The 12846-nt window shown below is 39.5% G+C and carries 14 protein-coding genes and 1 pseudogene; 4 read left to right on the top strand and 11 right to left on the bottom strand.

All coding sequences use genetic code 11. The annotated features are described in order from the left end of the window. Positions 1-116: 116 nt before the first annotated feature. Entirely contained in the window at positions 117-425 is a 309-nt protein-coding gene (locus tag MKX96_RS09795; RefSeq protein ID WP_340883404.1) for a TetR-like C-terminal domain-containing protein, read from the bottom strand. Between MKX96_RS09795 and MKX96_RS09790 the strand changes: the two are divergent. Next, positions 413-1576 (top strand): annotated as a pseudogene (locus tag MKX96_RS09790) (DHA2 family efflux MFS transporter permease subunit); the annotation flags it as partial. The gene MKX96_RS09795 and the pseudogene MKX96_RS09790 sit on opposite strands and share 13 nt — an antisense overlap. A gap of 331 nt (positions 1577-1907) precedes the next feature. On the opposite strand, the gene MKX96_RS09785 reads toward MKX96_RS09790, so the two are convergent. The 10 genes from MKX96_RS09785 to paaA all read right to left on the bottom strand — a co-directional run bounded on the left by MKX96_RS09785 (position 1908) and on the right by paaA (position 10058). Then, positions 1908-3110 carry an acetyl-CoA C-acyltransferase gene (locus MKX96_RS09785; RefSeq protein ID WP_340883403.1) on the bottom strand — a complete coding sequence of 401 codons (1203 nt, stop codon included), beginning with the start codon at positions 3108-3110 and terminating at the stop codon, positions 1908-1910. Between the two features lie 2 nt (positions 3111-3112). After that, positions 3113-3973 (bottom strand): 3-hydroxyacyl-CoA dehydrogenase, encoded by an 861-nt coding sequence (locus MKX96_RS09780; protein ID WP_340883402.1) that lies wholly within the window; start codon positions 3971-3973, stop codon positions 3113-3115. A 73-nt stretch (positions 3974-4046) separates the two neighbouring features. Next, positions 4047-5564 carry an aldehyde dehydrogenase family protein gene (locus tag MKX96_RS09775; RefSeq protein ID WP_340883401.1) on the bottom strand — a complete coding sequence of 506 codons (1518 nt, stop codon included), beginning with the start codon at positions 5562-5564 and terminating at the stop codon, positions 4047-4049. 12 nt (positions 5565-5576) lie between these two features. Beyond that, the gene (locus tag MKX96_RS09770) at positions 5577-6350 is read right to left on the bottom strand and encodes an enoyl-CoA hydratase-related protein (RefSeq protein ID WP_340883399.1); all 774 of its coding nucleotides are present in this window, start codon (positions 6348-6350) and stop codon (positions 5577-5579) included. Between the two features lie 15 nt (positions 6351-6365). Further along, positions 6366-7139, bottom strand: coding sequence for an enoyl-CoA hydratase/isomerase family protein (locus MKX96_RS09765; protein WP_340883398.1), 774 nt, complete (start codon positions 7137-7139; stop codon positions 6366-6368). Continuing rightward, entirely contained in the window at positions 7139-7441 is a 303-nt protein-coding gene (locus MKX96_RS09760; RefSeq protein ID WP_340883397.1) for an EthD family reductase, read from the bottom strand. Before MKX96_RS09760 ends, MKX96_RS09765 begins: the two co-directional genes overlap by 1 nt. A gap of 13 nt (positions 7442-7454) precedes the next feature. Further along, on the bottom strand, positions 7455-7955 hold the full coding sequence (gene paaD, locus MKX96_RS09755; RefSeq protein WP_340883396.1) for a 1,2-phenylacetyl-CoA epoxidase subunit PaaD: 501 nt from the start codon (positions 7953-7955) through the stop codon (positions 7455-7457). Positions 7956-7979: 24 nt separating this feature from the next. Continuing rightward, positions 7980-8783 carry a 1,2-phenylacetyl-CoA epoxidase subunit PaaC gene (paaC, locus tag MKX96_RS09750; protein ID WP_340883395.1) on the bottom strand — a complete coding sequence of 268 codons (804 nt, stop codon included), beginning with the start codon at positions 8781-8783 and terminating at the stop codon, positions 7980-7982. Continuing rightward, on the bottom strand, positions 8780-9124 hold the full coding sequence (gene paaB, locus MKX96_RS09745; protein WP_169358240.1) for a 1,2-phenylacetyl-CoA epoxidase subunit PaaB: 345 nt from the start codon (positions 9122-9124) through the stop codon (positions 8780-8782). The genes paaC and paaB overlap by 4 nt, the downstream gene beginning before the upstream one ends. Positions 9125-9140: 16 nt before the next feature. Continuing rightward, on the bottom strand, positions 9141-10058 hold the full coding sequence (gene paaA / locus MKX96_RS09740; protein WP_340885964.1) for a 1,2-phenylacetyl-CoA epoxidase subunit PaaA: 918 nt from the start codon (positions 10056-10058) through the stop codon (positions 9141-9143). A gap of 483 nt (positions 10059-10541) precedes the next feature. On the opposite strand from paaA, the gene MKX96_RS09735 reads away from it, so the two are divergent. The 3 genes from MKX96_RS09735 to MKX96_RS09725 are packed head-to-tail and all read left to right on the top strand — an operon-like array spanning position 10542 to position 12474. Next, complete coding sequence (locus MKX96_RS09735; RefSeq protein WP_340885961.1) at positions 10542-11081, top strand: bifunctional transcriptional activator/DNA repair enzyme AdaA; 540 nt, start codon at positions 10542-10544, stop codon at positions 11079-11081. Continuing rightward, complete coding sequence (locus MKX96_RS09730; RefSeq protein WP_340883393.1) at positions 11078-11983, top strand: DNA-3-methyladenine glycosylase family protein; 906 nt, start codon at positions 11078-11080, stop codon at positions 11981-11983. Before MKX96_RS09735 ends, MKX96_RS09730 begins: the two co-directional genes overlap by 4 nt. Beyond that, positions 11983-12474, top strand: coding sequence for a methylated-DNA--[protein]-cysteine S-methyltransferase (locus tag MKX96_RS09725; protein WP_340883391.1), 492 nt, complete (start codon positions 11983-11985; stop codon positions 12472-12474). Before MKX96_RS09730 ends, MKX96_RS09725 begins: the two co-directional genes overlap by 1 nt. The last annotated feature ends 372 nt before the right edge of the window (positions 12475-12846 follow it).

The raw sequence follows: 12846 nt of genomic DNA, 5'->3' as shown, positions 1-12846 counted from the left end.
TTATTTCCCTGAAAATAATTTAATTTTCTGAATTTGTTTTCAATCTTGGAGAAACCAGTAAGAGCTGTACCAACACGTTAAAAATAAATGACATTATATTAACACAGAAAAACAATTTATCTTCTAAAAAGTAATGCGATTTGATTGACGATATATTCTGAGCTATGCTCCGTACCTTCTTCCAACCACCATTCAATCACCCCAAACATTGCAGAAGCAAGTATATCCAGTGAGACACGTTCTGGCCCATTTAATACTTGTCTTGTTGTTCTCCGCGCTTTGATAAATGACTTTATTTCTTTATGCATTTTTCGCTTAAAACGGTCTTCTTTAAATAAAACAGAGAACAAGATGCGATGGTTATAGAAATAGTCTAAATATGATAATAACTGAGTTCGTTCATTAGAGCTTTCTAATTTGCGCACTTGCTCCGAACTTTAGTATTCTACTAACTGGTCGAATGATTCAAGCAGCTGGAGCTGGAATTATCATGCCGTTAATGATGAGTATTGTTATGTTCATATATCCACCTGAAAAACGCGGAAGTGCAATGGGCTTAATCGGTTTTGCTATTATCTTCGCTCCAGCCATTGCTCCTACATTGGCTGTATTTATACTTGAATATTTTTCATGGCGCTGGCTATTTATTGGTTTATTGCCTTTTGTCGTATTCATTATCGTACTTGCACTTAAATACTTGATCAATATATCTGATCAGGAAACCGCTAAGCTAGATTGGCTAAGTGTTATATTATCTACACTTGGATTTGGATTTTTACTTTACGGTTTTAGTAGCGCAGGCAGTCAGGGCTGGACTAATCCAATTATTATAAGCTCTACCGTTGCTGGAATAGTCATTACTTACATTTTCTGCATGCGTCAATTACGATCAGAGGATCCGTTGCTCAATTTAAATGTCTTTACAAATAAGACATTCACTATGATATCCATAATTAATGTGCTTGTTACGATGATTATGTATGCAGATATGATTTTACTGCCCATTTACTTGCAGGACGGTAGAGGCTTTACAGCTCTTGATGCTGGGTTATTATTACCAGGAGCGTTAGTCAACGCTTTCATGTCACCAGTTACAGGAAAACTATACGATAAGTATGGTGCCAAACCATTGTTTATAACTGGATTGTTATTCATTATTCCAACCATGTGGGTCGTGACAGATTTAAATGATTCGACGTCCTTTACATTTTTGATGATTCGAACGATTTTCTTGCGTATTGGGCTAAGCTTCATCACGATGCCGCTAAATACAGCTGGGCTAAATGCCTTACCTAAATTGCTTATAACACATGGTACTGCAGTTAACAATACGGTTCGTCAGCTTGCTGGCTCGATTGGAACAGCAGTTGTTGTTACTATTTTCACGGTTCAGTCATTAAAGCATACCGAAAATATCTCGAAGTAAATCCCTACAGCTGGTATCGATCAGCTTAAAGCGTTAGCATCCATTTACGGTTCAAGCGACGCCTATATTTTCATGACTATACTATCCATACTGGCGTTACTTATCACCGTATTTTATCCTAACAGACAAAAGAGCGTTCCAACTAAATAATCTGGTAGTTTAATGTACTCAAAAGAGGTTGGGACATAAGTCTCTTCAAAATACAATATAGTTGTTTTCCGATACGGGGGCGCTTTCCGGTGGCACGGCTTCAATCTCCTCGTCGCTTTGCTCCTGCGGGGCTTTCAGCTCGCGCTGTTCCACCAGGAGTCGCCCCCTCCTCTCCAAACAATAAGAATAGAGAAATTTTTCATTAGATACCAGTTATATTAAAAAGGTGAAGACGTGAAATCAAGTTTGCTGATTTCACGTCTTTTAATTAATTGACTAATTATGTCCCAGCCTCTATTTGACTTTCAATCTATCCTTTTACTTATAATAATTACTGTATATTTTCAAATACTGCAGCTATACCTTGACCTACGCCTACACACATAGTGGCAAGACCGAATCTCACTTCTCTTCTCCTCATCTCATATAGAAGTGTAGTCACTATCCTTGCTCCGCTAGCACCTAACGGATGTCCGAGAGCGATTGCACCACCATTCACATTTACAATTGTTGGGTCGAGTTCTAATTCACGAATGCAAGCCAACGACTGTGAAGCAAATGCCTCATTTAATTCGACTAAGCCAATTTCTTCTTTTAAAACTCCTGCACGCTTTAGTACTTTGTTAGTTGCAAATACAGGTCCTATTCCCATTACACCAGGCTCTACACCAGCAGTAGCGGATGCAATATACCTTGCTATAGGCTTCAAACCTAATTCCTTTGCTTTGTCTGCGCTCATTAGAAGCAAGCCTGCTGCTCCATCATTAACACCAGATGCATTTCCTGCCGTTACACTACCTCCTTTAAAAATAGGAGGAAGTTTGTTCAGCTTTTCCAAACTTGTTTCTGGCCTCGGATGCTCATCAGTATCAATGATCACTTCCTGACCCTTTTGATTTGTATACTTCACTGGTATTATTTCATTCAAGAAGCGATTTTCAGCCATTGCTTTTTTAGCCCTTTGCTGACTTTCAAAGGAATAGAGGTCCTGATCTTCTCTAGTTATTTTATATTTCTCGGCAACGTTCTCAGCTGTTTTAGGCATCGAATCGGTACCATACATTTCTTCTAACAATGGATTTATAAATCTCCATCCAATTGTCGTATCTATAAGCTCCATATTCCCTCGGGGAAATTCTTTCATAGGCTTTGCCATTACATAAGGGGCGCGAGTCATGCTCTCTGTTCCACCAGCTATGTATATATCACCCTCGCCAACTGCTATTGCCCGAGCAGCATAAACGATAGCATCTAAGCCAGAACCACAAAGCCTGTTTATTGTCGTGCCTCCAACCTCTATTGGAAGACCAGAAAGTAATGCGGACATTCTTGCCACATTACGATTATCCTCCCCTGCTTGGTTTGCATTACCTAGGACAACCTCTTCTATTTGGTCCACTGGAACACGTTCGTTTCTTTCTAGAAGTCCCTTAATAACCATGGCAGCCAAATCGTCTGGTCTAATACTTTTTAAAGACCCATTATATCTCCCGATAGGAGTACGAACAGCATCGACTATTACAACCTCTCTCATCTTCACTCCTCCTCACCGGTATAGCTGTAAACTCCCTTGCCTGTCTTCCTTCCAAGACGACCAGCCTTGACGTATTGTTCAAGGAGGGGGGCAGGCCGATATTTTTCACCAAGCTTTTCATGTAAATATTTTAAATTGTTCAGTCTAGTATCTAAACCAACGAGATCTCCTAGCTCAAACGGACCCATCGGATAATTCAAGCCGAGCTTAATCGCCTTATCAATTTCCTCTGGCGTACCGATTCCTTCCTGAAGCATATAGAACGCTTCGTTACCAACCAAAGCACTGATTCGACTAGTTATGAAGCCTGGAAATTCTTTAACTACTACCGTTTCCTTTCCCATTTGCTCAGCAACCTGTTTAATAGCAGCAACTGTTTCATCACTCGTCTCAAGCCCTCTTACAATCTCTACTAATGGCATTTTATGTACCGGATTAAAAAAGTGCATGGCAATTGTTTTATCCGGACGATTAGAAAAGGAAGCAACTTCCGTAGGACTCATGGTAGATGTATTAGTAGCAAAGTAACACTTAGCGGGAGCATGCAGTACTAATGCTTCAAAGACGGATTTCTTAATCGCTAGTTGCTCAGGCACAGCTTCTATAACTAAGTCAGCCGTTTCCAGAGCCAAAGAAAGATCTTTTTCATACCTCAGCTTGTTTAAAGACTTTTCCGCCATATCAGAAGTTATCTTTTGTCGTTTAATACCTTTTTCAAATAAGCTCTCAATTTCTTTTTTAGCCTGTTCTAAGGCAGTAGGTTTTGTGTCCACCACCGTTACGGCAAAACCAGAAACTGCAGCTACGTAAGCGATACCTCGCCCCATTACCCCGGAACCCACAACAACTATGCAGTTAATCAATATAAGCACCTCCATATTTTTTATTACTATACTAAAAAAGGACAGGAACCACTCTAGCTCCTGTCCAGTTATTTTATAGTCCTAAAGGGTTCAAAGGACGGCTACCATAATATGATAAAATACTCTTCGTTTCTGAGTATAAATCTAATGTTTCAATACAAAGCTCTCGGCCAAAGCCTGACTGCTTATAGCCACCAAACGGAGTGCCTGGAAATGCAGAAAACGGACAATTTACCATTACAATTCCTGCTTTTATTTGATTAGCTACTCTTGTTGCCCTTGCTCCGTCTTTAGACCAAACCGCAGAGCCAAGACCAAAAGTAGTATCATTAGCTAGCTTAATAGCTTCTTTTTCATCTTTAAACTTCATTACCACCACAACCGGTCCAAAAATTTCTTCCTTAACTATGTTCATGTCGTGATTCACATTAGTAATGATAGTCGGCTCAAACCAGAATCCTTTTTCATATCCTTTAGGAGAGCATTTATGACCTCCAGCTAGAATCTCTGCTCCGTCCTTAATTGCCGACTGAACATATCCATTTATAGTGTCCAGCTGGGTTTGATCTATAATTGCCCCAACATGCGTCCCTTTATCAAAAGGGTTTCCTAGCTGTAGTCTTTTTGTCTTTTCTACAAATTTACTCATAAATTCATCATAGATTTCCTCTTGGACATACAATCGAGAGCGAGCCTCACACGATTGACCTGAGTTATAGAAAATACCAAACAAGGAGCCATCTACTGCTGCATCTATATCTGCATCAGCAAAGACTAGACTAGGCGACTTACCACCAAGCTCAAGTGTTACTCGCTTCAAGCTTTCAGATGCCTTCCCCATAATGTCCTTACCAATAGGCGTGGACCCTGTAAAAGCAACCTTATCGACTTGTGGATGCTCGACTAAATAATTACCTATATCCGACCCTGAACCTGGAATGACGTTAACAACTCCGGCTGGCACGCCTGCCTCTAGGCAAATTTCCCCTAGTGCAATGGCAGTGAGAGGAGTTAAAGAAGCTGGTTTTACAATAACCGAACAGCCAACTGCAATTGCAGGAGCAACCTTCCAGGCAGCCATCATCAGTGGGTAGTTCCACGGTATAATTTGTGCACATACGCCAACGGGTTCTTTTTCGGTATAGTTGTGAAACTGACCGGGTACGTTATTAACCGTCCCTCTATGACCAACAATTGCCCCTGCGTAAAATTCAAAATCCTCTATTGCCTGTGTTACTTGGCCCTGAGCGGCGTGTAGTGATTTTCCCGTATCTAAAATTTCTAGCTCTACTAGTTCATTAAAGCGAGATCGCATGATGGCAGCAATTTTATTTAAAACTTGCGCCCTTCGACCAACGGGATACATTTTCCACTTTCCATGATCAAATGAATGACGTGCAGCAGCTATTGCCTTTTCTGCATCCTCTTTTGAAGCCTTTGCAACTTCTGCCACTAACTCACCCGTTGCCGGATTGTAGGTTTTTATCGTTTCGCCACTCGACCCTTTCATTTTTTCTCCATCTATGATTAAATGATAAAATTCTCTTTTAATAGTTTCTTTTTCCGTTTTGTCGTCTTTAACAGTTGTCAAAGTACCCACTCCTTATTTTCCTGTGAAAACAGGTTTTCTTTTTTGTAAGAAGGCTTCAACACCTTCATGGTGATCAGTTGTTAGACCGGCAATACGCTGCGTTTGTGCCTCTAATTCTAAGTAATCTTCTAGCCTCATATCTGAAAGCGCTTTCAAATTTTGTTTTATAAGAGCGATTGCTTTTGTTGGTAGAGATGCAAGATGCTCTGCAAAATTAGTTACTTCGGTTTCCCAGCTTTCCATAGGTATTATCTTGTTTGCTAAACCTAGGTCCATTGCTTTATGTGCCGTAACTTTCTCTCCTAATATAGATAGCTCTAACGTTTTCCCATACCCTATTAGTTTAGTTAAGTAATACAGGTTCCCACAATCGGGTACGAGTCCCACATGTATAAATGCGTTGATAAGACTAGCCTTTTCTGATATCACTCGAAAATCACATGCTAACGCTAGACTAAAACCTGCTCCTGCCGCTACTCCATTAACAGCAGCTACTACTGGCTTTTCACATTGCCGGATCTGGAGAAGCATTGGATAATAGGACTCTCTGAGTAGATTACCATGATTCATCTGATCATCTACTTCAGCTAAATCCTGTCCTGAACAGAACGCTCTTCCTTCTCCAGTTAACACGATGCATCGTACTTCCTCGTTAGATGATGCCGATTTAAAGATAGTCTTAAGTTCTCGATTCATTTCTGAGGTAAAAGCATTTAGCTTGTCTGGTCTGTTAAGGGTAATCCATGCTACTCCATTTTTCACTTCAAACTTAATCGTCTCATACATACTCTCAACACCTCGCTATTTCCCTTGATAGTTCGGTTTTCTTTTTTCTATAAATGCATTCATTCCCTCTTTTTGATCCTCGGTACCAAATAGCAAATAGAAGTTTTTTCTTTCATATTGCATACCTTCATGGAGGGAATAATCTACCGCCTTGTTAACAGAGTCCTTTATGAGACGGAGAGAAATAGGCGGTTGTTTAGCAAGCTTCTGGGCCAGTCTCATTGTTTCTTCCATAAGTAGCTCGCTCGCTACTATTTTGTTGATAATACCATGGTCGAGAGCCGTGTCTGCTAGGATTCTTTCCCCGGTCCAAAGCCATTCTAGCGCTTTTGTTTTACCGACTAGCTTCGTCAATCTCTGGGTTCCACCAGCGCCCGGCATTACACCAAGTCCTACCTCTGGGAATGAAAACTCCGTTCCTGTGGCTGCTATCAAGAGATCACAAGCAAGTGCAAGTTCAAAGCCTCCACCAAAGACAAATCCTTTGACTGCTCCAATAATTGGCTTTTTAACAGTAGCTATACGATCCCATTCAGAAAATTGATTTAGTAACTCAAGACTGATTGGATCGTCCTCCATCATTTCCTCAATATCAGCACCAGCCGAGAATGCCCTTCCTCTTCCTGTTATGACAATAACCCGAACTTCTTTTTCACGTTCAAATGCTAGTAGTGCATCCATTATTTCACTAACCATTTTTCTATTTAGTGAATTGAGCCGATCAGGACGATTTAATTCGATTAACCCTATATGATCATTAATGCTTGTTTCAATGAAGTCGAAGGACATTATGCATCCTCGCCTATCATTAGCGTAACTAATTCTCCTGCAAATCCCATTAAATCCTTTCCAGAAGCCCTTCCTTCCGCTGATTTTAGTCCAGCTTTCAAGGAATCCATGTCATCATAGATCATTTCGCACATTAAATAATATTCCGACTCTCCTCCCATTGGAGAACCCGTAAACTTAGTTACCTTCATTTCTCGTAGACCCGGGATTTTTTGTGTAATGGGAGCGTGTACGTTAAAGTAGTGTTCATCAAAATCCTTTTTGTTTTCTGGGTGCTTATACATTGCGACTAATTTAGCCATTCATAATCCTCCTTTACATAATAGTAGAAATTGGTTTCATTGCTTCAAATACGTTTTTACAGCTTTTACAGTACAAAATGCTTCTACAAGCCGTTGGACCAAAAAGGTTCTCTAAGGTAGTGTAGGTTGACCCACAATAAGCACAGTCCACCTGCCACACATCTTCTCCTTCCTTAAATATAGGAGGAGGCGCTATGCCAAACTTCCTTAAATTTACATGCCCTCGTTTTGTTATCCTTTCCGAAGTCCAGGGAGGATGAAAAATAAAATCTACCTCCACTCCCAGTACACCTGGTATTCGCTCGATTGCAGCCCTAGTATTGCCTTTAATTATTTCCAACGCAGGACAGCCTAAAAAGGTAGGTAATAAATGGATATGAACTTTCCCACCATCTATCTTAATCTCCTCCACCATACCAAGATCCATAATACTAACCGAGTCTATCTCCGGATCCATTACTTTATAAAGGGCACTGATCACTAAATCCTTTAAAACTATTAAACTTTGGGTCACTCTTGTCACCTCTTTTCTTGAGCCTTACCAGGAAGCCGCCGGATCCATCCTATATACCTCTGAAAGAGTTTCAATCGCCTCATCTAAGTCCTTCAAATGCACTCCATTGCGACCATTTTTATTGGGAACAGTGGATATACTTGGCTTAGCAAGCTGAAGAAATTCAAAAGTCGGAGCTACGCTTTGGAGCCATCTTTCCATTAATAAGTTCTCTGGTTCTATTAACTGATGCTTTTCTATAATCTCCTTGTCTGCTCCACAGGAGAAAAAATCAGCAAAGTCATCACTCACTAGCATTATTGCATCTGTCATTTTCTGTTTAGCTAAGTCGGTTGAATTCAACAATTGCTTAAACCATGTTTCCCAATGCAAACGGTGGTAGTAAATTTCCATCTTTACCTTTTTAGCAATTTCAGCCAAAGGAATATATGAACTAGAGCACAAGGAATCGACTTTAACCTTTTTCGCAGTAATATAAAAATAGCTTCTTACTACTTGTAAAGCCCAGTCATATTGTGGAATCTCCATGTAAGAGCCTTTTCCATTGGCTCTTTCCGTCAGTATGCTATTCTTTCTTTTACTGGACTCTCTCAGATGAGCAAGATCATCAGCATTCCCCAACCCCAATTCTTCAAGTAGGTTGTAATACATGACGGCATGCCCCATACTATCCTGGCTAATGGATGAGGAAGCGACGTCCTCTTCTATATGAGGAGCGAGGCCTAGCCACTCTGATCCACGATACGCATACATAAAATCGTCATCTGCTAACTGAAAAAGCAAGCTGGCTATAGCTTCCTTATGTTCCTTGCTCATACCAACAGTCATTTCCGATCCCCTCCCCAAGATAATATTTCTTTTTCATCTAATATTTGCTGCTCATAGTGTCGCCATTTTTTCTTTAGGTACCCGTAGCCCTTTGTCGTTCGATAATCCTTGTTGTCTAATCTTGCTAACGTTTCCTTCTCCTCCAGGTCAAGCTTACGGATATGCTTGCGATTGACGATCCATATGTCAGCTACCGGCTCTCGTCTCATAAAGTTTTCTTGAGCCATTATAAAAGCCATATCTTCATTCGGAGCGAGTAAACTAAACTGATGTAAAAAAGCTGAGCTTGGGGTTCGTTTGCTAAATATTTCATATTCTTGATAAAAATTTTCTTCTTTCATATTAGCTGCTCCTTCCTTAGCTTACTGTCGCACTAAGCGCATCACGGACCCATGCATTGTTTTCATATGAGATTCTTCTTAAATTTAGGCGCGTCTCTGATCTAGGACCACCGTTTTTAATAATTTTCTTAAATTCATTCCAATCAGGCTGCTGGTATATCCACGTATTAGTTTCTTTATCGAATGTTAAGGTTGGATCAGGAACAGTCAGCCCCAAGGATAAAATTCTAGGGATGTATTTATCAAAAAAGATTTGTCTAAATTCTTCATTTGTTTTCGTTCTTATTTTGTATTTAATCGTTAAATCCTGTTTAGAGGAGCCTGTAGTTTCCTTAGATGCGGGGCCAAAGAACATAAGGAGCGGCTCCCACCAACGGTTAAGAGCTTCTTGAATCATCTCTTTTTGTTTGCTTGTACCTTCAGCGAGAGCCATGATAATCGACTCCCCATGCTGAGCGTGAAACACCTCTTCGGCACAAATTCGCTGCAACGCTCTCGAGTACGGACCATACGAGGCACCCAGCATATTTGTCTGGGTGATTATAGCCGCTCCGTCTACTAGCCAGCCGATAATCCCTGCATCTGCCCAAGTTTTTGTCCCCATATGAAAGACATTGTGGAACTTAAGATCTCCTTTAAAGAGATCCTGCATCAAATCAGCCCTATTTTTCCCATAAGGCTTTAGCAAATCCTCTGTCACCCTAAGTAACAGCTGACCATGACCCATTTCATCTTGCACTTTCGCCATAATCCCTAACTTTCTAGATAGAGAAGGAGCACGTGGCACCCATTCCTTCTCTGGCAGAGCCCCCATAATTTCACTCATCCCATGCATAGAGATCAATTTGATTAATGTGACGCGATATTCCTCAGGCATCCAATCATCGGCTTCAATCTTGTCTCCCATTTCAATTCTTTCCATAAAACGATCCATTTGCTGCTGCTCATCTTGTGAAGTTAGAACTACGCTCACTTACCTTCCTCCTTTATTTAAGCTATGCTTTTCTAAAATAACTCATAACACCATTAAAACGACTTAAAATAAAAGTTATATAACATGCTTTAGTTCCCAAATAAACGAATGCTCTAGAACTCTATCATTATTAATAAAAAGTTACTATAGTAGTCTCTATGATTAATCAGTAATTTATATAACAAATATTAAACGTAAAACTTAAATTTAGTGATACTTTTATTACAGATTAATAGTATCCTTGAAATTAGTCAACTAAAAATTCAGAAAATAACAATAAATAATGGACCATAATAGCAAGAATTAAGACGATTCCTTCTCCTATATTTGTTAAAGTAGACATAAGGCAATTACAAACGGAAAAAGTTATATGATATGATGAATAAAATTTACTGAAAAAGGGAGTGAAAATTCGTGGCTAAAGTAAACCTTTCTTTTGACGAAATGTGGCAAAGGATTATATCTTGCGATAGTAATTATGATGGATGCTTTTATACAGCCGTAAAAACTACTAAAATTTATTGTAGGCCCTCCTGTAAATCCAGAAAACCCAAAAAGGAGAACGTACAGTTTTATGAAACTAAATCTGAGGCAGAGAATGCTGGTTTTCGAGCCTGTAAAAGATGCAAGCCTGATATAGAACTTGCGCCTCAAGAGGATTTAGTGAGCGAAGTAATTTCTTTTCTGACCTGCAATTACAAGGAGGTAATAACGCTGGAGAGCCTCTCTTTACATATTGGAGTAAGTCCATTCCATCTGGAGCGAGTCTTTAAACATGTAACGTCCGAGAGTCCACGTACGTTTTTAGAAAAAGTTCGCATAGAAAAAGCAATCCATTTATTGAAGAATACAGATAATACAAACCTAGAAATATCATTGAAAACAGGCTTTAAAAGTACATCAACTTTCTATAAGGCTTTTAAAAGCTCCTTACATACCTCTCCTAGTGAATATCGAAAACAATGGAGGAGTTCGGAAATATGAATGAGATCCTAAAACCAAATACACTAAATATACCTACTCCTTCTGACTTTTGCTTCCAGGAATGTCTAGCTCATTTAATGAGATCTGAACAGGAAACAGTACATCAAGTAATAGACCATTCTATTTATAAGGCTATTAAAATAGATGGCGATGAGCCCATTTTGTTTATAATTGACTGGAAACCTGATGCACTACATGTACGATTTCCACTTACTACACCTTCTGCTAAGCAGAAAGAGCAAACTGCTTCATTTATAATTGAATGGTTTGATCTAACTACGGATTTGAATGGGTTTTATGAGCTCGCTAAACATGATCCTATTTTAAGCCCGATCGTTCAAAACCACTATGGCTTACGTATCATGGGAATCCCTAATCTTTTTGAAGCATTAACCTGGGCCATTATCGGTCAACAAATAAATTTGACATTTGCCTATACTTTAAAAAAGCGGTTAGTTGAAAAATACGGAGACTTTGTAGAATATGAAGGTAAAAAATTCTACACATTTCCTTCCTTTGAAATGATTGCTTCTTTAACAACAGATGATTTACGAGCCTTACAGTTTAGTACTAGAAAAGCAGAGTATATCATTGGTATTGCTCAGCTGATGCAAGGTGGAAAGTTAGACAAGGACATATTATTTAAACTAGAGACATTTGAACAAAAGCATTTGTATTTAACGACTATAAGAGGTATTGGACCTTGGACTGCAGACTATGTGTTGATGAAAAGCCTACAAGAGTCCTCTGCTTTCCCTATTTCAGACGTTGGATTGCATAATGCCCTAAAAAAACAATTAAACCTTGACCGTAAACCTACGATGGACGAACTAAAAGAACTAGCCGAAAGATGGAAAGGCTGGCAGGCATACGCTACATTTTATCTATGGAGGTCCTTATAATGTATCAAGTAGACTATCAATCACCGATTGGAGTATTAGAAATCTCAAGTACGAGCGAGGCTATTGATGCTATTCGCTTTACTGAAAGAAAAGAAGTAGAACACGGGCTAGAGGCCGATCATCCTCCTATACTTCATACTTGTATCGAGCAATTAAATGAGTATTTTTATGGAGACCGTACGGAATTTACCTTTCTCTATAACTATGAGGGCACTGAATTTCAGCAATCGGTTTGGCAAGCACTTACACAAGTTCCTTATGCGACAACTGCTACCTATAAGCATATAGCCGAAACGATTGGGAAAAATCGTGCGGTTAGAGCTGTAGGAAGTGCTAATAACAAAAACAGATTACCTATTGTTATACCCTGTCATCGGATCATAAGCGTTGGAGGAAAGTTGACTGGTTACGCTGGGGGTCTGTGGAGGAAAGAATGGCTTTTACAGCATGAACAATCTAAATTAAAAAAGTTCAACACAACCACTTTATAAATATAGAAGAAGGAGCCCTAGATAAATATCCGGGGCTCCTTCTAAGAGTTGATTTTCGTTGTATAGCTTATGTGTAAATGTAAAAGATGGCTATGTTAAAGGGTAGAGTTGATTTATGATGCAAAGAAATCTTAAATCAGAGAGTAGAATTGATTTCCTCCCCAGCCGGCCGCTTTCCTCGGGGTGAGCGATAAGCCATCACCATCGCTTACGCGCGTGGTTGTGATGTCTTAATAATAAATGGGAACAGCTTTAGCATCGATAAAGCGCTAATAAATTTACTCGCATAAACAAAGCTAAAAACTGTCACCAAACCCAATTTCATCATCTATTTATGTTCTTAATAGCCATTTGAAAATTCATTTGTTTATG

The organism is Psychrobacillus sp. FSL W7-1493 (assembly GCF_038004905.1).
Lineage (GTDB): Bacteria > Bacillota > Bacilli > Bacillales_A > Planococcaceae > Psychrobacillus.
The sequence above is the reverse complement of the archived record's forward strand: the minus strand, read 5'-3'. Positions and strand labels throughout refer to the sequence as shown.